The sequence below is a fragment of the Acetitomaculum ruminis DSM 5522 genome, assembly GCF_900112085.1.
Taxonomy (GTDB): domain Bacteria; phylum Bacillota; class Clostridia; order Lachnospirales; family Lachnospiraceae; genus Acetitomaculum; species Acetitomaculum ruminis.
On record NZ_FOJY01000001.1, the window covers coordinates 148,544 to 173,844 of the forward strand.

Sequence of the window (25,301 nt, forward strand, 5' to 3'; positions counted from 1 at the left end):
AATGGAAATACCAATTTATATGTTTACCGGTTTTTTAGAAAGCGGTAAAAGTAGTTTTATTAAAGAGACGATGGCAGATGAGGATTTTGCTGGTGGCAGAAAAATTCTTCTGATTCTTTGTGAAGAAGGAGAAGTAGAATTTGAAGAAGATTTTTTGAAAGAATGTAATGCCGCAGTTGAGGTGATTTCTCATTCAGATGAACTAACCACAAAGTTTTTTATAGATGCTGCAAATAAGCATAAACCTGAATTTATAATTATAGAATATAATGGAGTCTGGAATCTGGACGACATATTAAACCTTCCACTTCCAAGCCAGTTTGTATGGGCCGAGATTTTATCAACTATTGATGCCTCTACTTTTGAGGGATATGTTGCCAATATGAGACAGATGATAATAAATCAGGTCAGGGAGTCAGATGTAGTAATATTTAATAGATGTACTGAGGGTACTCCAAAAGGAAGTTACAGAAGAGTTATCAAAGCTGTAAATATGCGTTCTCAAATAATATATGAGACTGTTGATGGACAAATTGACGATGCTGCGGACGAGGAACTTCCTTATGATATAAATTCAGACAAGATTGATATACTAGATGAAGATTACGGCATATGGTATCTTGACGGGATGGAAAATCCTGATGTATATGATGGGAAAAGCGTGACTTTTACGGCTATTGCTTATAAATCTCCTAAATTAACTAAAAATGAGTTTGTGCCTGGAAGGTTTGTTATGGCTTGCTGTGAAGAGGATATTGCTTTTTATGGATTTATTTGCAAATATGACGGTCAGGTTGAATTCGAAGATAAAGAATGGGTTAAGGTGACGGCAGATATATCTGTTGAAAGTCGAAAAGAATATAGAGGCAAAGGGCTTGTTCTTAATTTGAAAAAACTTGAAAAGACTGAGAAGCCAGAGCAGGATTTATTATTCTTTGGATAAAATTATTGGAGATTATAAAAAATGGAAACGATTAAAATCAAATATTTTTCTGATGAAATAGAAAAACTAAGATATATTGAGAACAAATCAGACTGGATTGATCTTAGATGTGCAAAGGACATGACAGTAAAAAAAGGAGAATTTGTTCTTATACCTTTAGGAGTTGCCATGGAGTTACCTAAGGGGTATGAAGCGTTGGTAGTACCTAGAAGTTCTACTTTTAAAAATTTTGGATTTTTACAGGTAAATTCAATGGGAGTAATTGATGAGACTTACTGTGGTGATGACGATCAATGGTTTTTACCGGTATTTGCTACAAGAGATACTCAGGTTAAAGTAAACGATAGAATTTGTCAGTTTAGAATAGTTAAACATCAGCCAACCATTGAATTTAAAGAAACAAATGAGTTGACCGGACAAAACCGAGGAGGTTTCGGAACAACCGGAGTGAATTAATAAGTAGTAGAAGAGGTCGTTAAGCATTAAGCCTAACGACCTTTTTTTATAAACATTAATACTATTGCAAGATACATTATTTACATAATTCAGTTACTATCTGATTTATAATCTTTCCGTCTGCTTTGCCCTTTAAATCAGCCATTACTGCTTTCATAATAGAACCCTTATTTTTGCTGGCTACTAAATCTGAAAAGTTCTTTTCAATGTATTCTTTTACTTCATTTTCACCCATCATTGCAGGAGCGTATTCTTTAATAATATCAAAACGCGCTTGGTATTCCTCTAAAAGATCTGTTCTTGATGCTGGACAGGTATCGACTTGTTCTTTAGCGGTTTTAAGCTCTTTTATTAGTACTTCATCTACCAGGTCATCAGTGATATTATCTCTGACTCCCTTATCGATAGCAGCCTTTTTAACAGCTGAAATCATGGCTGAAATACCTTCTTTTCTTACTTTATCGCGTGCTTTCATTGCCGCAACCATGTCTTTTTGTAATTTCTCGAAATTCATTATGATTATCTATGATGCAGACTGTAGAGACTACATCTTTCTCCTTTCTGTAGTATAAAAATATATACTTATTTTTAAGCGATTTTTGACAAAAATATAATAAACAAACAATTACACTAATTATCCGTTTGAGGATATTTATTGTCAAAAAAAAATCCAATATCCATTAATCATTATAATCATTTTGTGATAATAATTAAAGGGGAAATAATTTGTATATTTAAAATATTAAAAGTTTATTGCTGTAAACCTATGTAATTTTTAAAGAAATAACGATACATATTTCAAGAATAAATATATTATAATGATTGGATATTAATGTTAATAGTAGATTTAATTCTATTATTAAAATTTCTAAAACAATACCGTTTTTTTATTTGTAAAGTTAAAAAATGTTTTTTTGATAAGGTTTTTAAAAATTATAATTAAATTTAACTATTTACAGATTTTAAAGATGGTTGTAGAATGTAATAACAAGGGTTACATAACTTGGGATAAATGCTTTAAAGATAAAGAGGATATTTAAAGCATCCTATGGATATAGGTGAGTATGTAATTCCACGAACAAAGGGTTTGGATTACTGGTTTATGTGTGTTGTTGTCAAAGTTTTTTATTTTGGCAATGTGTTTTACAGGGAGATAGTAGGTTTAATGGATGATGAAAAACTAAGCTTTGTGCTTGAGAACAACAGGATGTCGATTTACGATTGTGACTTTAGCGATTTAAAAGTGAAAAGAATATCAAATTGTTTTGATTATGATTTTACTTTTTTAGAATATTTTTTAAGCAGTAACCTAAGTTTATTTAAGAAACTGAAGTTTTTGGATAATGAAAAAATAGAAATATTTAATCGTGTAGTGAATGCCATAAAAAAAGGTGAATCAGACATCGAGGTGTATACAGATTTGTTGACAAATGATGCAGGTATCAGATATTCAAAAGTCTGTATACATTTTGAGTATCTTCATAATAGGTTAAAAAACCTGATACTTATTATTACGGATATTAATGAAATTTTAAGACAGCAAACACCGGAAACGGTCAAAAGAAAAAAAGCCTTTCTTAATGGTGATGAGAAGATTTCAGAATATGTGACTAACAGTGAATTTTTCTCTAAAATAAGTCATGATATTAAAACACCGTTAAATGGTATCATGGGAATGGCTCAGATTGCACTTAGTCAGGAGATGGATGAACAAAAAGACAGGTGCATTGAAAAGGTAATTGAAGTTGGAAACTGCATTGTAAAGTTATTAGATGATGCATTAGAGGTGAATTCCATAGAAAAAGGTCAGACTAATCTGAAAAAGGAAGAATATTCTTTAAATCAATTGTATTCTTATATTCGAAAGACTGTTGGAATAAGTCTGGTTAATAAGAATATTGATTTTGAAATTCAGGATAATGATCCAGAATTACTTATGAATGTGGACAGAACAAGATTTAATATGTTATTTAAAAATTTAATGGGTCATATTTCTGACTTTTGTAAAGAGGGAAGTAATATTACCATTAAGCGAACAGAAAACACTAACAAAAATGGTTGTGTTTATCTTAATTTGGATTTGATATGTTCTGATCTTGATGTTGATTGTGATTTTGATAGTGGCTTTTTAGAAAGTATGGAAAGAGCCTGTTATAAGAATGATTGTGAAGATCAAGGCAACATTCTTGATCTTGTTTTGGCAAAAAAATTATTAAGATTGTTAAATGGTGAAATAAAATTAAATAAGTCAAAAGACACAGTAAAGAGAATTAGCATTAGTTTACCGGTTGATTTAGAGGATACTTCTAAAGATTTGTATGTGGATTCATGGAAAGATTATTTTTCGGGACAACATTTTTTGGTTTGTGAGGATAATGAAATTAATTCCGAAATAATGGAAATTTTCCTAAAAGAAAATGGCATAGAAGTTGATATTGCAAAAAATGGAGTCGAGGCCATTGAAAAATTTACAAATTCATCTCCGTATTTTTACGATACGATTTTGATGGATATAAGAATGCCTAAAATGGATGGTTTAGAGGCTGCCAAAAGAATCAGAAGTTCGGAAAGAGGAGATGCAAAAATGGTTCCTATTATTGCCATGACGGCTAATTCTTTTGACGGTGATATAGAAATGTCGAAATATGCCGGAATGAATGCACATTTGTCTAAACCTGTTGATTTTAAGAAATTATTTAAGACAATTAAGAATATTGTATAATGTAACATTAAAAATGACTACCGAAAACCTACGCTTTCGGTAGTTTTTTTGTCTAAAAAACAGATATGAGAAATTGTAGGATTAGATAGCAGTTTTCTTTGACATAAAAAGAAATTATGCCGATATAGATTAGGGAGGGTTCGTGATAGTATTAATTAATAAATATATTTTTGTACAAAAAGTTAAAACAGGTGGAAAGATGAATAAGAAAAATATTATTAAACAATGTTTATTTATATTGATATGTATCATAACTGCATTTTGCATTAATAACAATGAAGCATCAGCTTCCCAGTCGGGTATAGCAAAAAGTAAGAAGGGTATTTCGGAATATATAAAAAGAAGTATTCAGGCAGACGCGGATTATCTGACTTCTGCTTCAAGAAGTGTGACAAGTGATTCAAATATCATATATATTAATTCAACTAAAAAAGTCGGAATCAGAGTAAATGAAATCAGGTTTATCAGGTTAAAAGGTAAGTATAAAAAAGTAAAATATACAACTACAAACAGCAGTATTGTAGGTGTAAATTCAAAAGGAAAATTAAGGGCAAAACGACCGGGAAGAGTTACTATAAAGGTCAAAGCAGGAAAAAAAGTATTTAAGTGTGTCATTTATTCATATTGCTCTCAACTAAATTATGCTATTTTAACTGGAAGTTACTCTAATTTAGGTTCTAAAGACAAAAAGATAGCCCGTAAGGTTCATACAATTATTAATAAAAAAATAGATAAATCCTGGAGTAAAATAAGAAAAGTCAGATATATACATGATTATTTAATAAACAATTGTGAGTATGATTATGATAATTATTTAAAAGGAACATTGCCGTCAAGTTCCTATACTGCAGAAGGAGTATTTTTGAAAAAAAGGGCTGTGTGTTCGGGATACGCCAATGCATTTAAACTTTTTATGGACGGACTTGGAATAGAAAATAATCTGATTTTTTCAGCAGCACATGAATGGAATCAGATTAAATTGTATGGTATTTGGTGTCATATAGATTGTAGCTGGGATGATCCTGTTTGGACGGACAAAAGTGCAGAAAGCCGCATTAGTCAGGGGTATCTTTATTATTTACAATATAAGTATTTTATGGTGGATGATTCTATACTTAAAACAGATAATACAGGGGCACATACCTTTAACACCTCCAGATTTAAAAAATGCCGTAACAAAAAATTTCAATATTATGCATTTAATATGCATTTGGGCATGCCGTTTTGCGATGGTCAGGACTATGCTTTTAATAATATTGTTGGTAAGATTAATTCGGGAAAAAGGAAAATTAACATACTTTTAAGACAGGACTTAGATCCCGGAAAGCTAGTAAATGATCTGTGTTGGAGATATGGTGGTAAAATCTCTTATTTTTACAATGCTAGAGTTGGAAATTATTATATTTTTTCAATTTCCCTTAGTTGACCTTTATTGTACAAAGAATTAAAATATATTCAGTATATTAACGATTGCGAAAGAATCTAATGAAGCACACAAAGGAGGATAATTACATATGACTCTTTCTGAATTTTATGACCTGGTTAATAATCATTTGGTATACCTTGATGGTGCCACAGGAACACAATTATACAAAAATAATATGCCTAAAAAGGTATGTGTTGAAAAATGGGTAATGGATAACAGCGATGTTATGAAAAAAATACAAAGGGATTATAAAAATGCCGGAAGTGAGATAGTTTATGCTCCTACATTTGGAGCAAACAGAGCTTTTTTAAAGTCTCATGGATTTGCCGATGAGGTTGATGCCTTAAATAAAGGTCTTGTTAAGATTACGAAAGAAGCCATAGGTGACGGTGTATTGGTGGCGGGTGACCTTACCATGACAGGTATAGGTCTGGAGCCAATGGGTGATGCAGAATTAGAAGAACTTATAGAAGTATATAAAGAACAGATAAAAAGTCTTGTGGAGGCTGGAGTGGATTTGTTAATTGTGGAAACAATGATTTCAGTTGCGGAATGCAGAGCTGCCGTAATTGCTGCAAAAGAGGTAACTGACCTTCCTGTAATGGTTACATTAACTTTTGGAAAAAATAATAAAACACTCTACGGTTCTGATCCGGAAGCAGCAGTAGCAGTTTTACAGGCCTTAGGAGCAGCTGCCATAGGTATAAACTGTTCAGCAGGTCCAAAGGAAATCAAGGGACTTGTGGAAAGGATGCGCAAAGTTGCAACTATACCGCTTATTGTAAAACCTAATGCCGGAATGCCTAAATATGACGAAGATGGCAATGCTTTTTATGATCAGCCGATTGAAGAATATGTGGCAGATATGAAGGATATTGTTAATGCCGGAGCTGACATTATAGGCGGATGCTGTGGTACAGATGAAAGATATATTAAAGCATTAAAGGATTCCATAGGCAGTGATAAACCACATCATACCAATTATTGTGTTGATCAGGATTTTATCAGAGACAAGAATTATTCTACAGAAAGATGTCTTGTAAAAATGGAAAATCTTAATTCTTCTTCGTTTAAAATTCTACAAAAAGATTATAAAAATCCTACAAAAGAGGAAATTCATGATGCAGTCATCGATTCTATAGATGAATTATTATGCACTGATTTTACAGATACTGAGTTTTTAGAGCAAATATTAAGGCTTAATCCTGGAAGAGCTGTATTTTTATCCAAGGGAGAAGAAATCAGTCCGGAGATTTATAGCTTGTTGAAAAAATATGGCACTTTAGTATATTAATGTGTTGACAAATTAACTCAGTGTGATAAAATATGAAAAATCATATGGAAAAGGAATGACTTAATGATGAGAAAAATAGTTTTATCTATTTTGGTTGAAAATACATCCGGTGTGTTAAGCAGAGTTTCTGGTTTGTTTTCCCGCCGTGGATATAATATCGATAGCTTTTCGGCTGGAGTTACCGCAGATTCAAGAATTACAAGAATGACCATTGTTACAAGTGGTGATGAAGAAATATTAGAACAGATTGAAAAACAGGTTGAAAAACTCGAAGAAGTATTATCTGTTACGAAATTAGATTATATGGATTCGGTTTTTAGAGAATTAGCTCTTGTAAAGGTTAGATCTGATGTTAATTCAAGAAGGGATATATTTGCTATTGCAGATATATTTAGAGCAAAGATTATTGATGTAGGAAATGATAGTGTAACTATTGAAATTACCGGTACACAGGATAAGCTGGAAGCTTTTTTATCTCTTATGAAATCCCATGAAATATTAGAGCTTGCAAGAACAGGATTAACAGCTCTTTCAAGAGGCTCAGAAAATGTTCTGGAAGTTATACCTCTTCTTAACAAACGTTATGAATAAGTCGGCTATTGGTTATTATAAATAGTAACCATTTTTATAAAAATTATTACACAGGAGGAAATTAAAATGGCAGCAAAAATTTTTTATCAGGAAGACTGTAATCTTTCAATGCTTGAAGGAAAGAAGATTGCCGTAATCGGGTACGGTAGTCAGGGACATGCTCAGGCGCTTAATGCAAAGGATTCCGGATGTGATGTCATTATCGGACTTTATGAAGGAAGTAAATCATGGGCTAAAGCAGAAGCTCAGGGTTTTAAGGTATATACCGCAGCAGAGGCTGCAAAACAGGCGGACGTTATAATGATTCTTATCAATGATGAGAAACAGGCAGCTATGTACAAAGAATCCATAGAGCCAAATCTTGAACCTGGAAATATGCTTATGTTCTCACATGGATTTGCAATTCATTTTAATCAGATTATTCCGCCTAAGGATGTAGACGTAACAATGATTGCACCTAAAGGACCAGGACATACAGTTCGTAGCGAATATCAGGCAGGAAAAGGTGTTCCTTGTTTAGTTGCTGTAGCTCAGGATGCAACCGGAAAGGCTCAAGAAAGAGCACTTGCATGGGCATTGGCAATCGGTGGAGCAAGAGCCGGAGTACTTGAAACTACCTTCAGAACAGAAACAGAAACAGACCTCTTTGGTGAGCAGGCTGTATTATGTGGTGGTGTTTGTGCCCTTATGCAGGCAGGATTTGAAACTCTTGTAGAAGCAGGATATGATCCTAGAAATGCATATTTTGAATGTGTACATGAGATGAAATTAATCGTTGATCTTATTTATCAATCAGGTTTTGCAGGAATGAGATATTCTATTTCAAATACAGCAGAATATGGCGATTATATCACAGGTCCAAAGATTGTAACAGAAGATACAAAGAAAGCTATGAGAGAAATTCTTAAAAATATTCAGGATGGTTCATTTGCGAAAGACTTCCTTTTGGATATGTCACCGGCTGGCGGTCAGGCTCATTTCAAAGCCATGAGAAAACTTGCTGCTGAGCATCCTGCAGAAAAGATTGGAGAAGAGATTCGTTCCCTTTACAGTTGGAATGATGAAGCAAAGCTTATTAACAACTAAAATAAATATTTTATATATAAATTTGACCCTGCAGTGTTTTGCGGGGTCTTTTTAAAATGATTATCTTGGGTAGGAATTATTGTGATAGAAAGTAATGAATTTTGAGGAAGATTTACTTTGATTTATTGATGAGTTATAAGCAAAACCTATCCACCTTTTGTGAATTGGTATGTCAAGTGGTAATTGGATAAGAGTTTTTTCTGCAAGTTCTGTTTTAACAAATTCTTTAATTACACAGGATATACCCATTCCGATTTTTGCAAATTCAATTAAAAGCTCCATATTGGATACTTCAATGAGTTCATCTGTGGAGATATTATTATATACCAGATAATCGTCAATATATTGTCTTGTCATGTTGTTTTTATCAAGGAGCATTAAAGTGCTTTCCTTGAAAATATTACCCTTTAATCCTCTGATTTTAAGATTTTCTATATAAGCTCTGGAGGCAACAAAAATATCTTCTATTTCCTCTAAAGGAGTAAAAACTATATTATCTTTTCCACAGGGTTTTCCAATGAGTCCTACATCTATTGTCCCTTCCTCTAACATTTTTAAAGTGTCATTTGTAGATTGACAGGATATGGAAATTGTAATATGAGGATTTTCTTTAATAAAATTTTTCAAATAATTAAGCATAATATATTTACAAAGAGTGGAACTTACCCCAAGTCTAAGTGTTCCAATACCCATGGTATTTATTTTTTTTATCCTTTCTTCTCCGGCTGTAATATCCGAAAAGGCTGAATTAATGTATTGATATAAAACTTCGCCTTCTTCTGTTAAAGAAACGCCTCTAGAATTTCTGATAAATAATTTTGTATCCAGATTTTCTTCTAATTTTGATATGGCCTTACTTATAGCAGGCTGACTTGAATAAAGCTCTCTGGCGGCATGAGAAATATTGCCACTTTTTGCAACAGCTAAAAATGCATTATATAAAGATAAGTTGCTTTCCATAGACATTAATATGACAAAATAGTCATAATTCCTTTCTTTATGCTGATATATTTAAAAGTTATATCAGACATAATTATTATGTATTTCAATTATACCATTAATTGTGTTAGTATAAAAGCACGGATAAATTATTCATTTAAACAGTACTTAATGCATAATAACCAATAGCCGAATAATAAAATGCATAGGTACTGTTTTAATGATAGAAAAAGATTTGTCGGAAAAAAGTAACTATGATTGGCATATTATTAAATTGATTAATAATAAGCTGATTAAAATTAGGAGGACGATAACATGGGAATGACAATGACTCAGAAAATCCTTGCAGCACATTCTGGTTTAGACAAGGTTAAAGCAGGAGATTTAATAGAAGCCAGGCTTGATTTGGTCTTAGGAAACGATATTACTTCACCTGTTGCCATAAATGTAATGTCAGGAATGGATGTTAAGGATGTTTTTGATAAGGACAAGATTGCTCTTGTAATGGATCATTTTATTCCAAATAAGGATATCAAATCCGCTGAGCATTGCAAATGTGTGCGAGAATTTGCAAGAAAGCATGATATCACAAATTATTTTGATGTGGGACAGATGGGGATTGAGCATGCTTTACTTCCGGAAAAAGGTCTGGTAGTAGCAGGAAATGTAGTAATCGGTGCTGATTCACATACCTGCACTTATGGCGCTTTAGGTGCATTTTCCACAGGTGTCGGAAGTACGGATATGGCAGCTGGTATGGCAACAGGAAAAGCATGGTTTAAGGTTCCTTCAGCGTTAAAGATTGTACTTAAAAATAAACCGGCTGAATGGATAAGCGGAAAGGATGTAATTTTACATCTTATAGGTAAAATTGGAGTAGATGGAGCTTTATATAAATCCCTGGAATTTGTTGGAGATGGGATAAAACATCTTTCGATTGACGATAGATTCAGTATTTCCAACATGGCCATAGAAGCAGGTGCGAAAAACGGTATTTTTCCGGTGGATGATATAGCTGCTCAATACATGAAAGAGCATTCAGATAAAGAATATACCGTCTACGAAGCTGATGAGGATGCTGTATATGATGAGACAATTGAGATAGATCTTTCAACATTAAAACCAACTGTTTCTTTTCCTCATTTACCTGAAAATACCAAAACTATAGACAATGTAGGTGAAATTAAAATTGATCAGGCGGTTATTGGTTCATGTACCAATGGACATATAACAGACCTTAGAATAGCTGCTCAGATACTTAAAGGTAAAAAAGTGGCAAAGGATGTCAGATGTATTATAATACCGGCAACTCAGGAAATATACCTTCAGGCTATAAAAGAAGGTTTGGCTGAAATATTTATTACAGCCGGCGCAGTAATGAGTACGCCAACCTGTGGTCCTTGCCTTGGAGGGTATATGGGAATTTTAGCAGCCGGAGAAAGATGCATTTCTACCACAAACAGAAATTTTGTCGGAAGAATGGGGCATGTTGACTCGGAAGTTTATCTTTCAAGCCCTGCTGTAGCGGCAGCAAGTGCTGTTACGGGCTTTATTACAGACCCGGCTTCATTATAATAGTAGGAGGCAGTGAATATGAAAGCACATGGAAATGTTTTTAAATATAAAGATAATGTAGATACAGATGTTATTATCCCTGCCAGATATCTTAATTCTTCCAAAGCAGAAGAACTTGCCCTTCATTGTATGGAGGATATAGATAAGTATTTTGTTAAAAATGTGAAAAAAGGCGATATTATGGTTGCTGGAAAGAATTTTGGCTGTGGTTCCTCTAGAGAACATGCACCTATTGCAATAAAAGCCAGTGGAATAAGTTGCGTAATCGCAGAAACTTTTGCCAGAATTTTTTATAGAAATGCCATAAATATCGGACTTGCAATAATTGAATGTCCTGATGCAGCCAAAGAAATCGAAGCAGGGGATGAGGTTGAAGTGGACTTTGACAGTGGTATAATTTACGATATCACAAAAGATAAGAAATATCAGGGACAGGCCTTTCCTGAGTTTATGCAAAAAATAATTAAGGCTGAAGGACTTGTTAATTATATAAACACAAGTGCTTCCTAAAAAATAGCATAATGAATGGATTAATTAGCCTCTATTTTTTCAAATTTATATATACACAACAGAAGCGAAAGCTTCAAAATTAACAGCTTCACCTATTGGTGGAGCTGTTTTTCTTGACTATGCATAATTTTATAAAAATCGAATATTTGTTTGCAATTTGACGATTATTGTTTTATAATATATTTATAATTTTTATATTATTTTTAATGTGGTGTTATTATTTAAACATTTGTCAAAATATCAGTGTATATAACTTCTTAAGATAAGTTGTGAAAGCAGTTTTTGAAGTTAGTACTTTTACAGAATAAGCAGTTTGCTTATATATATTATTTATTAAAAGCTAAAGGAGTAGGAAATGAGATTTTTTCACATATCTGATTTGCATATTGGATTAAAATTAATGAACCGTGACTTAAGAAAAGATCAGGAATATATATTGGAAACTATTGTTGAAAAAGCAATAGAAAAAAAACCGGATGCTGTACTTATAGCAGGTGATATTTATGATAAGGCAGTGCCTTCATCTGAAGCTGTTGATGTATTTGATAATTTTATTTCAAACCTGTCTAAAGCTTTGCCAAATGCAAAAATCATGATGATAAGCGGAAACCATGACAGTGCCAGCAGAATTAATGTTTTCAGAAATATTTTAAGTTCAAACAATATTTATATGATAGGAATTCCCCCTAGATTTGAGGACGAATATATAGAAAAAGTATCATTAAGTGATGAATACGGAAAAGTGAATTTTTATTTATTACCATTTGTAAAGCCATCTATGGTGAAAGAAATAGTGGGAGTAGACGAAAACGGAAATAATCTTTCTTATGATGAAACCTTACACAGATTAATTAAAAGGGAAAAAATTGACTGCTCAGACAGAAATGTTCTTGTTAGTCATCAATTCTATCTTCCTAAAGGAAAATCAGCAGGAGATATAGAAAGATCAGATTCAGAAATAAAAACAGTTGGAAATATAGACCAGGTTAATGCTGATATATTAGAAATATTTGATTATGCTGCATTAGGTCATATCCATAAAAAAATGAAAGTAGGATATGATAATTATCTATACAGTGGAACGCCTATTGCAACCTCAGTCAGCGAGTCAGGACAAGAAAAAAGCATAACCTATGTAAATATGGGAGAAAAAGGAGATATTAAAATAGAGAATATTCCTTTAATTCCTCTTAGAAATGTAAAAATAATTACAGGAGAATTGGAAAAGGTTTTGCAAGAAGCATGTGAAGATTATGTAACCATTGTACTTACAGATAAGAAAGATTTGGATGTTATAGATATGCAGGACAGATTAAGAGCTGCTTTTCCAAACCTTTTGGAAATTAGAAGGACCAGTATTAGAAAAGCGGATTATAGGATTAATATGGATGAAAAAGAAGAATTAGATGCATATAATTTGTGTAATTTATTTTTAAGTGACCTAGACGAAGAAGAACAGATTATTTTAAAAGAAGTTATAAATGAATTGGAATTATAGTAATTTTTTATTGTGTCCTTATTACGGGATAGAAAATCTTTTAATAGTTATTGGAGGAAATTAGAAGCGTGAGACCTATTAAATTAACATTACAGGCTTTTGGCTCATATGGAAAAAAGACAGTTATAGATTTTACAAAGCCAAACCAGAATCTTTTTCTGGTAACAGGAGATACAGGCTCCGGAAAAACCACTATTTTTGATGCAATAGTTTTTGCATTATATGGAGAAGCCTGTTCTATGAACAATAAAAAAGACGGAGCAGAACTTCAAAGTCATTTTATTGATTTAAATACAAAACCTTGTGTAACATTGGAGTTTTCGGAGTTTCAAGGTGGAGAAGATTTAATATACACAGTAACAAGAGTACCAAGACATGTCAGACCTTTTAAGCGAGGAGAAGGTTTTAAAGACGAAAAAGAGACGGTTTCTCTTATAATGCCTGACGGCAGTGAATTTTCACAAAATACCAAAGAAACAGACGAAAAATTATCAGAAATTGTTGGTCTTACCAAGGGGCAGTTTATGCAGGTGGCTATGATAGCTCAAGGTGAGTTTATGGAGCTTTTAAGAGCTGATTCCAATAAGAAAAAAGAAATATTCAGAAAACTTTTTGGAACAGAAACATATCAGAATATTGTTGATGTGTTAAATAAAAGATGCAAGGAAAAACGAACTGCTATTACAAATCTTAAAACAGTTTGTCAAACAGAAGTTGCTCATATAACCATACCCGAAAATAGGGAGAATTCAGAAAGATTAATAGAGCTAAAAGATGATATTTTAAAAGCTGATAATATTAATTTTTTCAGTATTGAGGAGCTTTTAAAGGAATTAAAGATATTATGTAACGAACTGTGCAATGAAAAAGAAATTCTTTCAAAAGAGTATTCTCAAAAAAGTAAATTGCGTGATGAAAAAAGAGATGAACATAATAATGCGGCGACTCTCCTTGGCTTTTTTGAACAATTGGAAAAAGCTAAAAAGGATATAATAGAGTGTCAGAATAAAGAAAATGAAATGGCAGATAAAGCCCTTTTGGTTAAAAATATAAATGATGCTTATGAAGTTGAAGCAGTGTATAAATTATTTGATAGTGCATCTAAAACCCTTAAAGTTAAACAAATAGAGTTAAATGATATCAATGAACAATTACCTTATCTAAAAAGAAATGCACAAAATGCTGAAGTTAATGAAAAAGAAGCAAAAAAATTTAAAGAAATTCAAGATGAACACTATGCGAAACTGGAAGTTGAAATAAAAAAAGAACTTGAAATTTATCAACAAATAAATATTCTTAAAGAAGAAATTGAGGGTAAAAAAGAAGAATTATTAAAAGCACAAAATGCAGCAGAGGATATAGAAAAGGTAATAAAAGAATTTGATGAAAATGTAAAGGAATGGCAGGAAAAATCAAATGAATTAAAAGATGTAAATGTTGCCCTTGAACGCTGGAAAAATGACAAGAAAGAAGAAGAAATCTTAGAAAAAGAATTAAGTGAGATTAAGATTTTACATAGAACAATTACAGATTTAAACGAAACCGCAAAGCTTAAAGAAAAAGAGTTTTTAATTGCCAATAAAAACTATACACAAAAGCGTGATGAATATGAAAACAAACAGATGATTTATTATGCATCTCAGGCCGGTATTCTTGCAAGTAAGCTTATAGAAGGAGAACCTTGCCCTGTTTGCGGTTCTACAAATCATCCCTCACCTTGTAAGTTAAATGATATGAATAAAGACATTACACAGGATATTTTGGAAATACTATCAAAGGAAGTAGATGATTTAAATAAAATAAGAGAGGAAAAATCCGGAGATTCCAAAAGAACAATTGATAGATTAGAATCTGACGAAAAGCTTTTTAACGATAAGATTAACAAGCTTTTTGATCGTATGAGAAACTCTATTAAAACAGTGAAAGTTCCTTTTTTACCATCTATAGACGGGGCAATAGAATGTTTGATAGACTGGGAAGCAATCAATAAAGCAGAAGGAAAGAAAATACAAAATGATTTGGAAACACTTTCAAAACTGGAAAAATCTCTTTCAAGTGCTGAAAATAAAAAAGAGGAGTTAAATAAACAGTTTAAAGAAGCTCAAAACAGGAAAATAGCGGTTAATACCGAGTTTGAAAAATCCAATGCAACTTTGTTAAATCTTGAAAAAAATAAAAAGTATAAATCTGAAGAAGTTGCAAAAGACAAGCTTGCTAATGCCAAAGAAACAAAAGAATACAACGATGCAACTTATGAAGCAGCACTTCTAAACTTGAAAAAAGCTCAGCCTGAATATGATAAATGTAAGGCACTCAAAGAACAATATGAAAAGGAAATTCCTAAACTTATTACGGAATTGGAAGAAAAAGAACTATCTTATAAGAAAATTCTTGAAGAGAGAAATATTACAGAGTCAGAATGGAAAGACATTAAGAAAAAACATTTTAAAAACGAGGTAGATTCGTTAAATAAAACGATAGATGAATACAATAATAAAAAAGCAACAGCCAATGGAATAAAAGAAACAGCTTTAAAAAATATTAATAACAGAAAAAAACCAGATTTGGAAAAACTCCTAACAGAAAAAGAAGAAGCTCAAAAGAGATTTGATGATGTTAAAGAGAAACTTGAAAGTATAAAAAATATTTATCAAGTTGATATGGAAAGTTATGATAAACTTGCTTCTAAGGTTGAAGAAAGCGGGAAAATTGTAAAAGAATATACAAAACTGGATAGTCTTTACAACAGACTTTCCGGAAAAGTTTCCGGAGCCAGAATGGATATTGAAACCTTTGTTCAAAGGTATTATTTAAAAAGAATCTTAAATAGTGCAAATATCCGTTTTGAAGATATGTCAGCAGGACAGTTTGAACTAAGAATGGTGGATGAAGAAAAGGCCGGCGAAGGAAAAAACAAAGGCTTGGATCTTATCGTTTATTCAAATATTACAGGAAAAGAAAGAGCTGTTAATACCCTTTCAGGCGGAGAATCCTTTATGGCTGCCTTATCTTTGGCACTTGGTATGGCAGATCAGATTCAGGAGAATACATCCTCAATTAATTTAGATATTATGTTCATTGACGAAGGCTTTGGCTCTTTAGATGACCATTCCAGAAACCAGGCAGTTAAAGTCTTGAAAAACATGGCAGGAGGTTCTAAACTTATTGGAATTATTTCCCATGTGTCAGAATTAAAACAGGAAATAGAAGATAAGCTTCTGGTAAGTAAAAACGAAGAAGGTAGTCATGTTAGATGGGATATATCTTAACATTCAGTAAGTGGATTTTACTTTCTATAACTAATTGATAATATTTTTCATTTAATCGGGAATATTTTTTACATAATAAAGTACTGTAGTATAATATTTTTACTATTGCTTTTAACAAAAAGACATAAATTTCTGATTGATTAATAGATATACGGATATATATTATATGACTATACAATAGGGAGAAAAGATTATGTTTAACATTCATTTAAAGGGAAAATTTCGTAGTGAAGAAGATTTGAAAGAGGGAAGAGAACTTCCTTATAATGCCATTATGTATGATGAGGGTGATAATATTTGGGAAGTGTTCTTTACAGGATTTATTTGTGGCATACCGGTTTTTGCATTGATGCTTGCAATTATAGTGTTCAGATTTAAAACATTGAATTTTTTCTTGCATTTTAATATAGAAACAATGATTGTATTTACTGTTACCTTAATAATTAATTACCTATTGCAATATGTTCATGAAATAATACACGCATTTTTTTATCCTAAAGAAAGCGAAAAAGAAATTTGGAAATATCCAGAACAAGGTGCCTGGTTTATTTATTGTGATGCTTTGATGAACAGGAACAGATTTATTGCAATGTGCCTTGCACCGGCTATTATTCTTGGTATTATTCCATTTATAATATGGATATTTATTGCGAACTATTTGCCGTCACTTTACAATATTTGTTTTGTATTTTCCTGCGTGTTGCTAGTTCTGGGGGCTATAGGGGATTTTGGAAATGTATATAATACCCTGACACAGGTACCTAAAAAGGCAAAAGTAATGAATTATGGATTACATTCATTTTGGATATTAGATTAGTATAATAAAAACAGGTCAGAAAGTATGATAGACTATCTGACCTGTTAATTTATAATAAAAATGATGAAGTTAAATATCTAAATTGTCATCTAAAGCTTCAGCCGGTATTTTTACATGCTCTCCTCCATATACATATGCAGGACGCATAATCTTTGAATTATTACTTAATTCTTCTAATCTATGGGCACTCCAACCTGAAATTCTTGAAATAGCAAAAATAGGAGTATATAGCTGTGTTGGAAGGCCCAACATTTTATAAACAAATCCACTGTAAAAGTCTACATTGGCACAAACACCCTTAAACATTTTTCTCTTGCTTGAAATAATTTTTGGAGCAAGTTTTTCAACCAGTCTATAAAGGGCAAACTCTTTTTCACATCCCTTTTCCTTAGATAGTTTTTCGGTATATTCCCTAAAAATAAGTGCTCTCGGGTCTGACAGAGAATATACGGCATGTCCCATACCATATATAAGACCGGCTTTATCAAAAGCTTTTTTATCAAGAATATTTGTTAAATATTCACCTACTTCATCTTCATCTGTCCAGTCCTTAACTGTGTTTTCCATATCTTCAAACATTTTAATTACTTTAAGATTGGCACCACCGTGTCTTGGACCTTTAAGAGATCCTAAAGCAGCGGCAATGACTGAATATGTATCTGAACCTGAGGAACTTATAAGTCTTGTGGTAAAGGTAGAGTTATTACCACCACCATGTTCCATATGAAGTATTAAAGCGATGTCTAAAATCTTTGCTTCAAGCTGAGTAAATTTGGAATCAGGCCTAAGGATTCTTAAAATATTTTCAGCTGTAGATAATTCAGGTGACGGAGAGTGAATAAACAAACTGTTTCCGTCGTGATAGTGACTATAAGCCTGGTATCCATATACAGAAAGTAAAGGAAAAAGGCTTATAAGTTCCAGACATTGACGAAGTACATTAGGAATTGAAATATCGTCTGAATTATCATCATAGGAATAAAGGGTAAGTACACTTCTTGCCAGAGTATTCATCATATCTCGACTCGGAGCTTTCATAATAATATCTCTTACAAAGCTGGTAGGAAGAGTACGATAATTGGCCAGCATCTCCGAGAAATCCTTAACATCCTTTTTACTTGGATATTTACCAAATAGAAGAAGGTATGTAGCTGTTTCAAAACCAAAATTGTTATTTTCTCCAATAGATTCAACTATATCTTCAACATCAATACCTCTATAATAGAGTTTTCCATGGGTAGGAATTCTCATATTATCAACTTCTTTTACTGCATTAACATCTGAAACATCAGTAATGCCGACTTTAACACCCGCACCATTTAAGTCACGGAGTCCACGTTTTACATCGTATTTTGCATATAATTCAGGATCTATCTGGTTTGATTTGGTTACCAGATTAGATAATTGTATAAGTTCCGGGGTTATTTCATAAAAACTTGTAGAATACATTGATTACCTCCGTTTGTTCTTAATTTTTATTCTTTTTTAAACCTTCTTTAACTGTCAATAATTGAAGTATATAAAATCAACATAATAAAATAATTAGAAATCATGGGATAAAAACAGGATTACTTACAATCTAAAGTATAAATATGCATTTATTGAAAATTCTATTATTTTATCTGAAGTTCTAATTTATCATATTAATGATAGATTTATACAGTGATATAAATAAAGTAATGATAATAAACACAATAAAAAAAATCAAATCTTTTCTTTTGAGAACGCATATTGCGGATAAATTTTATCAATATCGTAGTATAAATCCAGAAATATTAAAAAAGATAATTAATTATCAATTTTCATTTTAACATGAAACCCTTCCGTTAGACAATAGAAGAGTGAGTTTTTATTAATTTTTATGAATAATTTATAATTTAAGTAAAGCTAAAAATAAAGAATATAAAAATCATACAAAAATCTAATTAACTTGCTCAAATATATTATTATATGTTAATATATACTCGGCAAATATCGAGTGATAAAAATGATTTTTAGAACTCGTTTTCAAGCAAATTAAACAAAATAATCACGTTTTGTATTTATTTTAATGAAAGGAAAAACTGTATAATAATTATTTCATTCAATAAAATTGTTTAAAAATTCATAGGATTTTTGAAATTAGATTATTATTAGTTACTAATTATTATGCAGCAGGGTAGAAAAGAATATGTCTACAAAAGCTTATTACAAGAGAAGCGAAATAGGACCAGGCAAGGTTGGATTTTCTAAGACCCGATCAATTATTGAAGGAGCGTTCTACGGAAACAATGTAGTTAAGGTTAATACCTTAAAAGAAGCTTATCAGCTTGCAAAAGAGTCTCCGGGAACTATTGTTACGGATATGCCTGTATACAGGGGAGAAGAGTTTGGTTTGGAAAAAGATGCAAAAGTTCTTCTTTTTAATGATGGCTCTGTAACGGGAAGATGTGCAGCAGCTCGTCGCATCACAGGAGAACCGGGAGTAGATACGGACAACCTTGACAAGAAGGTAATGGATGCTGTTTACGATACCCGTTATGAAACACTTTATCATGCAGAAGTGTTTATTGGTTTACATCCTGAATTTATGGTGAAGGCACATTTGCTTATTCCTGAAGGAGAAGAAAACATATTGTATTCCTGGATGTTAAATTTCCAGTATATGTCAGATGAATATGTGAAAATGTATAAATCTTCAAAAGAAATCGAAAATGAACCAGATATTTATATATTCTCTGATCCACAGTGGAGTCATCCGGATCATCCTCTTGGACTTACATATTTTAATACAGATCAAAACTGCGCAGCTCTTTTGGGAATGAGATATTTCGGAGAACATAAAAAAGGAACGCTTACCATTGCTTGGGCTATTGCCAACAGACATGGCTATGCATCATGCCACGGTGGACAAAAAGAATATACACTCGATGACGGAAGCAAATATGTTGCAAGTGTGTTTGGATTATCCGGATCAGGTAAATCTACATTAACTCATGCAAAACATGGTGGAAAGTATTCCGTAACAGTGTTACATGATGATGCTTTTGTTATAAATACTCAGACCGGCTCATCCATCGCTTTAGAGCCGACATATTTTGACAAAACAGCAGATTATCCTGTTGATTGTGAGGATAATAAATATCTTCTTACGGTTCAAAACTGTTCAGCTACTTTGGATGAAGATGGAAAAGTAGTTATAGTTACAGAAGATATCAGAAACGGTAATGGTAGAGCTATTAAATCAAAATTATGGTCACCAAACAGGGTGGATAGAATAGATGCTCCGGTAAATGCAATATTCTGGATTATGAAAGATCCTACAATACCACCGGTTGTTAAATTAAAAGGAGCTTCTTTGGCTTCAGTTATGGGGGCAACATTAGCTACTAAGCGTTCTTCAGCTGAGAGACTTGCTCCGGGAGTAGATCCTGATGCATTGGTAGTTGAGCCATATGCAAACCCATTTAGAACCTACCCATTGGTTAATGATTATAATAAATTTAAAACTCTTGTAGCTGATAGAAATGTAGATTGTTATATTATCAATACCGGTGATTTTATGGGTAAAAAAATACCTAAAGAAGTTACCATTGGCATTTTAGAATCAATAGTAGAAAAGAAGGCTGATTTTAAACAGTGGGGACCTTTCTCAGAAATTGAATTTGCAGAAATTGAAGGATTTATTCCTGATATGGAAAATGCTGATTATATTAAAACACTTAAAGCAAGAATGAAAGACAGAGTTGATTTTGTTAAATCAAGAGATACATTCAAGGAAGGATATGATAAGCTTCCGGCTGATGCTTTAGAAGCAATAGAAAAAATCCTTTCAGAGTTAAATTAACTGATTTTATATGGAGATAAAAAAATTAATAAAAATTTTAAAAGCTTTTAACAATAATTGCATGTTTTTTGTTTAAGTTGCATTGAAAAAAATGACTTATTGTTTTATAATGAATAAAATCAATAATGTGCCTGGGGTGTTCGACATAACTGCTATTTTGAACCTACAAATTTTATTCGGGATGCCTACTATTGCTGTTAGGAAGTCAAGCCTTGTAGTTGACCGTTCTGGTAGACTGAGGAACAGTTGCGGTGACCCACCTAGCTGTGGCTAGGCGTCAAAATTGCAGGGAACGGCATTTTGGGTATGTAAAAGCAGCTTAACAGGCTGCTTTTTTCATAGGGGATGTTAGAGTAAAACTTATTTATCTTTATATTGATAATTTTTTCTTGAATTGTTTACGTTAATGTGTTAAAATACAGGAAAATTTGAAGTTTATAAATATTTTATAAATGTTGAGAAGACGTTTAGTAGACATTTTTGCTACTTACAGAGAGAAGAGGTTATTAGCTGAAAGCCTTTTTAAGAAAAGAAAAATGTTGAATTTCCCGTTGGAACAGCTTATCTGAATTTTCTTTATTTTTTGAAATATTAAGATAAGACGTATGGATGCGTTAAATCCTTTAAGAGCCGGATTTTATTCGGAAATTGGGTGGTACCGCGGATATTAGCTTCGTCCCTTTGGGGATGGAGCTTTTTTATTACATTGTTTTTAACAGCATATAGGATAATACCTGTTATATACTTGAAATTTAATTTCGGAGGTTTTAAATGAAGGAAAAATTAGAACAGATTAAAGAAGAAGCTTTTAAGCAGATTGCTGAATCTAAAGAGCTTTCAAAACTTAACGATGTAAGAGTAAATTTTCTTGGAAAAAAAGGTGAACTTACAGCAGTTTTAAAGGGTATGAAGAATGTTTCTGCAGAAGACAGACCAAAGATAGGTCAGTTGGTTAACGAAACGAGAAGTATTATTGAAACAAAGTTAGAAGAGACAAAAAAAGCGTTAGAAGAAGCAGAATTAGAGTTACGACTTAAAAGAGAAACCATAGATGTTACATTACCGGCAAGTAAGCCAATTACCGGACATGCTCACCCAAATCAGGTTGTTTTAGAAGAAGTGGAAGATATTTTTAGAAGCATGGGATATGAAGTGTGTGATGGTCCGGAAATAGAATACGATTATTACAATTTCGAAGCTTTAAATATTCCTGCCAATCATCCGGCAAAGGATGAACAAGATACATTCTACATTAATAAAGATATTCTTTTAAGGACTCAGACTTCACCGGTTCAGGTAAGAGTAATGGAAAAAGGAAAGTTACCAATTAAAATGATTGCTCCTGGTAGGGTGTTCAGATCTGACGAAGTAGATGCCACTCATTCTCCTTCTTTCCATCAGATTGAAGGAATGGTTATTGATAAAGGAATAACCTTTGCTGATCTTAAAGGAACTTTATTAGAGTTTTCAAAAAGACTTTTTGGACCGGAAACTAAAATAAAGCTTCGTCCTCATCATTTTCCGTTTACAGAACCTAGTGCAGAGGTTGATGTTTCCTGCTTCAAATGTGGAGGAAAAGGATGCCGTTTCTGTAAAGGTGAAGGCTGGATTGAGATTTTAGGTTGTGGAATGGTACATCCAAGAGTATTAGAGATGAGTGGAATTGATCCTGAGGAATATTCAGGATTTGCCTTTGGTGTAGGTCTTGAGAGAATTACACTTTTAAAATATGAAATTGATGATATGAGACTTTTATATGAAAATGATATAAGATTTTTAAATCAGTTTTAATTATTTAAGACTATATCTTATGAGATTTGCAAGGAGGATAAATAAGTAGATGATTACATCATATAAATGGATAAAAGATCTTGTTCCCGGATTAGAGGCTACTCCAAAGGATTATGTAGATGCCATGACACTTTCGGGTTCAAAAGTTGAAGGGTTTAAAAATTTAGATGAAGATCTTGAAAATATAGTTATAGGAAAAGTATTAAAAATCGAAAAGCATCCTGATGCGGACAAGCTTGTTATATGTCAGGTTGACATAGGAAAAGATGAAGCAATACAAATCGTAACAGGTGCTCCAAATGTAGTAGAAGGATGTATAGTTCCTGTTGTTTTAGACGGCGGAAGAGTTGCCGGAGGACATGATGGAAAGATTACACCTGGTGGAGTAAAGATTAAAAAGGGTAAATTAAGAGGAGTTGAATCCAATGGAATGATGTGTTCCATACAGGAATTGGGTTCCACTACAGATATGTATCCTGATGCTTGTGAAGATGGTTTATATATTTTACCAGAGGATGCTCCTATAGGTGATAGTGCTCCTAAATATTTGGGACTTGATGATACTATAGTAGAATATGAAATAACATCAAACAGGGTAGACTGTTTTAGCGTAATAGGAATTGCCAGAGAGGCAGCTGCCACATTCAATAAAGAATTAAAAGCACCGGTAGTTAAAGAAACAGGAAACAGCGAAGATGTAAATGACTACATTAAGGTTCAAATTCAGGATAAGGATTTATGCAGAAGATATACAGCAAGAGTAGTTAAAAATATAAAAATTGCTCCGTCACCTGTATGGATGCAAAGAAGACTGGCTGCCCAGGGTATAAGACCTATTAATAATATTGTAGACATTACAAACTATGTAATGGAGGAGTTTGGTCAGCCAATGCATGCCTATGACCTCAATACCATTGAAGATAGACAGATAATCGTAAAAAGAGCCGAAAATGGTGATACATTTACAACTCTTGATGGACAGGAAAGAAAACTAGATGATACTGTGCTTATGATTTGCGATGGTAAAAAACCGGTTGGTATTGCTGGAATCATGGGTGGAGAAAATTCAATGATTACAGATGATGTTAAGGAAATGCTTTTTGAAGCAGCTTGTTTTGACGGTACAAATATCAGGCTTTCCAGTAAAAAAGTCGGATTAAGAACAGATGCATCATCAAAATTTGAGAAAGGCCTTGACCCGAATTTAGCTATTTTAGCTATTAATCGTGCCTGCCAGTTAATAGAAGAATTAGGAGCAGGAGAAGTAATTGGTGGAGTTGTAGATGTTTACCCTGATAAAAAAGAGGGAAACAGAGTAAAATTTGACGCAGATAAGATTAATAAACTTCTTGGAACAGATATTTCAAAAGAAACAATGCTTTCTTACTTTGATAAACTCGAATTAGGTTTTGACGAAAATACAAGCGAAGTAATAGTTCCATCCTGGAGACAGGATCTTTTATGTCAGGCAGATATAGCAGAGGAAGTAGCAAGATTTTTCGGATATGCAAATATTCCATCATCAATACCTGGAAATTCAGCTATGAGCGAAGCTGTTCCTTTATATCAGAAAGTTAAAAAAATAGCTGGAAAGGTAGCACGTATAAACGGATTCTCCCAGGGAATGACCTATTCTTTTGAAAGTCCAAAAGTTTTTGATAAACTGCTTATTCCTGAGGATTCAGATTATAGAAAAGCAATAGTGATTTCCAATCCTTTAGGAGAGGATTTTTCCATTATGAGAACGATTTCTTTAAATGGAATGCTTAATTCACTTTCCTTAAACTATAACAGAAGAAATGAAAATGTAAGACTTTACGAGCTTGGAAATATATATATAGCAGATAAACTTCCACTTGTAAAAAATCTTCCTGATGAAAGAATGCAATTTACTTTAGGTATGTATGGACAGGGTGATTTCTTTGTGATGAAATCGGTTGTAGAAGAATTTTTCCATACCTTAGGTTTAAAGAAAAAGACCATATATTTGCCGGATGCCGACCTTCCGTTCCTTCATCCTGGTAGAAAAGCAGCTATTCAGTATAACGGTAAAAACCTTGGTTTTATAGGAGAAGTACATCCAAAGGTTCTTTCAAATTATGAAATAAAAGACAGAGCCTATGTTGCTGTAATTGACCTTAAAACAATTGAAGAATTTGTTGATTTTGATGTTAAATATGTGGGCGTACCAAAATATCCTGCTGTTACAAGAGATATAAGTCTTGTAGTTCCAAAGGAAATCTATGCAGGAGAAATAGAAGATATTATTGAATCAAAAGGCGGAAAGATGTTAGAATCATACGCATTATTTGATATATATGAGGGAGCACAGATTAAGGCAGGTTTTAAATCACTTGCTTATACTTTGACTTTCAGGTCATCTGAAAATACTCTTAAAGACGATGATATCGCTCCGGCAATGAAAAAAATTATCACTTCATTGGAAGAAAAAAATATTGAATTAAGAAAATAATAAAAATTTATAGTCGTAAGGGACTTTTTAATAAAAGAATTTGTTAAGGAGTCCTGACTATTTTAACCTTGACGATTTGACGGTT

General features: G+C 32.6%; 18 protein-coding genes, 1 other RNA gene and 1 other annotated feature. Of the genes, 16 read left to right on the forward strand and 3 right to left on the reverse strand.

What is annotated here, in order from left to right; translation table 11 throughout:
- Position 1 precedes the first annotated feature (1 nt).
- Together BM153_RS00620 and BM153_RS00625 are read left to right on the forward strand one after the other, a co-directional pair.
- Complete coding sequence (locus tag BM153_RS00620; RefSeq protein WP_092869842.1) at positions 2-943, forward strand: TIGR03943 family putative permease subunit; 942 nt, start codon at positions 2-4, stop codon at positions 941-943.
- A 21-nt stretch (positions 944-964) separates the two neighbouring features.
- Positions 965-1,399 (forward strand): dUTP diphosphatase, encoded by a 435-nt coding sequence (locus BM153_RS00625; protein WP_092869843.1) that lies wholly within the window; start codon positions 965-967, stop codon positions 1,397-1,399.
- Positions 1,400-1,475: 76 nt separating this feature from the next.
- On the opposite strand, the gene BM153_RS00630 is transcribed toward BM153_RS00625, so the two are convergent.
- A complete protein-coding gene (locus BM153_RS00630; protein WP_092869844.1) occupies positions 1,476-1,913 on the reverse strand; it encodes a GatB/YqeY domain-containing protein in 438 nt (145 codons plus the stop codon).
- Between the two features lie 534 nt (positions 1,914-2,447).
- On the opposite strand from BM153_RS00630, the gene BM153_RS00635 reads away from it, so the two are divergent.
- From BM153_RS00635 to ilvC, 5 genes are all read left to right on the forward strand, one after another.
- On the forward strand, positions 2,448-4,121 hold the full coding sequence (locus BM153_RS00635; RefSeq protein WP_092869845.1) for a response regulator: 1,674 nt from the start codon (positions 2,448-2,450) through the stop codon (positions 4,119-4,121).
- 142 nt (positions 4,122-4,263) lie between these two features.
- Entirely contained in the window at positions 4,264-5,547 is a 1,284-nt protein-coding gene (locus tag BM153_RS00640; protein WP_092869846.1) for a transglutaminase domain-containing protein, read from the forward strand.
- Positions 5,548-5,635: 88 nt separating this feature from the next.
- Positions 5,636-6,841, forward strand: a complete 1,206-nt coding sequence (locus BM153_RS00645) for a homocysteine S-methyltransferase family protein (RefSeq protein WP_092869847.1) — start codon at positions 5,636-5,638, stop codon at positions 6,839-6,841.
- A 66-nt stretch (positions 6,842-6,907) separates the two neighbouring features.
- On the forward strand, positions 6,908-7,432 hold the full coding sequence (gene ilvN, locus BM153_RS00650) for an acetolactate synthase small subunit (RefSeq protein ID WP_092869848.1): 525 nt from the start codon (positions 6,908-6,910) through the stop codon (positions 7,430-7,432).
- A gap of 66 nt (positions 7,433-7,498) precedes the next feature.
- Positions 7,499-8,518 (forward strand): ketol-acid reductoisomerase, encoded by a 1,020-nt coding sequence (gene ilvC / locus BM153_RS00655; RefSeq protein ID WP_092869849.1) that lies wholly within the window; start codon positions 7,499-7,501, stop codon positions 8,516-8,518.
- A gap of 60 nt (positions 8,519-8,578) precedes the next feature.
- Here the strand turns inward: ilvC and BM153_RS00660 are convergent, their stop codons facing one another.
- Positions 8,579-9,478 carry a LysR family transcriptional regulator gene (locus tag BM153_RS00660; RefSeq protein ID WP_092869952.1) on the reverse strand — a complete coding sequence of 300 codons (900 nt, stop codon included), beginning with the start codon at positions 9,476-9,478 and terminating at the stop codon, positions 8,579-8,581.
- Positions 9,479-9,772: 294 nt separating this feature from the next.
- On the opposite strand from BM153_RS00660, the gene leuC reads away from it, so the two are divergent.
- The 5 genes from leuC to BM153_RS00685 all read left to right on the forward strand — a co-directional run bounded on the left by leuC (position 9,773) and on the right by BM153_RS00685 (position 17,126).
- Complete coding sequence (leuC, locus tag BM153_RS00665; RefSeq protein WP_092869850.1) at positions 9,773-11,032, forward strand: 3-isopropylmalate dehydratase large subunit; 1,260 nt, start codon at positions 9,773-9,775, stop codon at positions 11,030-11,032.
- An 18-nt stretch (positions 11,033-11,050) separates the two neighbouring features.
- Positions 11,051-11,542 (forward strand): 3-isopropylmalate dehydratase small subunit, encoded by a 492-nt coding sequence (leuD, locus tag BM153_RS00670; RefSeq protein ID WP_092869851.1) that lies wholly within the window; start codon positions 11,051-11,053, stop codon positions 11,540-11,542.
- 355 nt (positions 11,543-11,897) lie between these two features.
- The gene (locus BM153_RS00675; protein WP_092869852.1) at positions 11,898-13,040 is read left to right on the forward strand and encodes an exonuclease SbcCD subunit D; all 1,143 of its coding nucleotides are present in this window, start codon (positions 11,898-11,900) and stop codon (positions 13,038-13,040) included.
- A gap of 68 nt (positions 13,041-13,108) precedes the next feature.
- On the forward strand, positions 13,109-16,309 hold the full coding sequence (locus BM153_RS00680) for an SbcC/MukB-like Walker B domain-containing protein (RefSeq protein ID WP_177205519.1): 3,201 nt from the start codon (positions 13,109-13,111) through the stop codon (positions 16,307-16,309).
- 193 nt (positions 16,310-16,502) lie between these two features.
- Entirely contained in the window at positions 16,503-17,126 is a 624-nt protein-coding gene (locus tag BM153_RS00685; protein WP_092869854.1) for a DUF3267 domain-containing protein, read from the forward strand.
- Between the two features lie 69 nt (positions 17,127-17,195).
- Here BM153_RS00685 and BM153_RS00690 read toward each other — a convergent pair whose 3' ends face one another.
- On the reverse strand, positions 17,196-18,575 hold the full coding sequence (locus BM153_RS00690; RefSeq protein ID WP_092869855.1) for a citrate/2-methylcitrate synthase: 1,380 nt from the start codon (positions 18,573-18,575) through the stop codon (positions 17,196-17,198).
- A 721-nt stretch (positions 18,576-19,296) separates the two neighbouring features.
- On the opposite strand from BM153_RS00690, the gene BM153_RS00695 reads away from it, so the two are divergent.
- The 4 genes from BM153_RS00695 (at position 19,297) to pheT (ending at position 25,216) form a co-directional block, all read left to right on the forward strand.
- Positions 19,297-20,952: a phosphoenolpyruvate carboxykinase (ATP) gene (locus BM153_RS00695; RefSeq protein ID WP_092869856.1), complete on the forward strand. Its 1,656-nt coding sequence runs from the start codon at positions 19,297-19,299 to the stop codon at positions 20,950-20,952.
- Positions 20,953-21,077: 125 nt separating this feature from the next.
- Positions 21,078-21,263, forward strand: a non-coding RNA gene (ssrS, locus tag BM153_RS00700) — 6S RNA.
- 137 nt (positions 21,264-21,400) lie between these two features.
- Positions 21,401-21,636 (forward strand) — a binding site (T-box leader).
- An 87-nt stretch (positions 21,637-21,723) separates the two neighbouring features.
- Positions 21,724-22,743, forward strand: a complete 1,020-nt coding sequence (locus tag BM153_RS00705) for a phenylalanine--tRNA ligase subunit alpha (protein WP_092869857.1) — start codon at positions 21,724-21,726, stop codon at positions 22,741-22,743.
- Between the two features lie 49 nt (positions 22,744-22,792).
- Positions 22,793-25,216, forward strand: coding sequence for a phenylalanine--tRNA ligase subunit beta (pheT, locus tag BM153_RS00710; RefSeq protein ID WP_092869858.1), 2,424 nt, complete (start codon positions 22,793-22,795; stop codon positions 25,214-25,216).
- Positions 25,217-25,301 lie beyond the last annotated feature (85 nt).

What these genes read in the sequence shown, in the direction of transcription:
- BM153_RS00685 (WP_092869854.1), top strand. Translation starts at nt 16,503, where the DNA reads ATGTTTAACATTCATTTAAAGGGAAAATTTCGTAGTGAAGAAGATTTG.
- BM153_RS00630 (WP_092869844.1), bottom strand. Translation starts at nt 1,913, where the DNA reads ATGAATTTCGAGAAATTACAAAAAGACATGGTTGCGGCAATGAAAGCA.
- BM153_RS00690 (WP_092869855.1), bottom strand. Translation starts at nt 18,575, where the DNA reads ATGTATTCTACAAGTTTTTATGAAATAACCCCGGAACTTATACAATTA.
- BM153_RS00660 (WP_092869952.1), bottom strand. Translation starts at nt 9,478, where the DNA reads ATGGAAAGCAACTTATCTTTATATAATGCATTTTTAGCTGTTGCAAAA.
- BM153_RS00705 (WP_092869857.1), top strand. Translation starts at nt 21,724, where the DNA reads ATGAAGGAAAAATTAGAACAGATTAAAGAAGAAGCTTTTAAGCAGATT.
- leuD (WP_092869851.1), top strand. Translation starts at nt 11,051, where the DNA reads ATGAAAGCACATGGAAATGTTTTTAAATATAAAGATAATGTAGATACA.
- BM153_RS00695 (WP_092869856.1), top strand. Translation starts at nt 19,297, where the DNA reads ATGTCTACAAAAGCTTATTACAAGAGAAGCGAAATAGGACCAGGCAAG.
- ilvN (WP_092869848.1), top strand. Translation starts at nt 6,908, where the DNA reads ATGAGAAAAATAGTTTTATCTATTTTGGTTGAAAATACATCCGGTGTG.
- ilvC (WP_092869849.1), top strand. Translation starts at nt 7,499, where the DNA reads ATGGCAGCAAAAATTTTTTATCAGGAAGACTGTAATCTTTCAATGCTT.
- BM153_RS00645 (WP_092869847.1), top strand. Translation starts at nt 5,636, where the DNA reads ATGACTCTTTCTGAATTTTATGACCTGGTTAATAATCATTTGGTATAC.
- pheT (WP_092869858.1), top strand. Translation starts at nt 22,793, where the DNA reads ATGATTACATCATATAAATGGATAAAAGATCTTGTTCCCGGATTAGAG.
- BM153_RS00625 (WP_092869843.1), top strand. Translation starts at nt 965, where the DNA reads ATGGAAACGATTAAAATCAAATATTTTTCTGATGAAATAGAAAAACTA.
- leuC (WP_092869850.1), top strand. Translation starts at nt 9,773, where the DNA reads ATGGGAATGACAATGACTCAGAAAATCCTTGCAGCACATTCTGGTTTA.
- BM153_RS00635 (WP_092869845.1), top strand. Translation starts at nt 2,448, where the DNA reads ATGGATATAGGTGAGTATGTAATTCCACGAACAAAGGGTTTGGATTAC.
- BM153_RS00620 (WP_092869842.1), top strand. Translation starts at nt 2, where the DNA reads ATGGAAATACCAATTTATATGTTTACCGGTTTTTTAGAAAGCGGTAAA.
- BM153_RS00675 (WP_092869852.1), top strand. Translation starts at nt 11,898, where the DNA reads ATGAGATTTTTTCACATATCTGATTTGCATATTGGATTAAAATTAATG.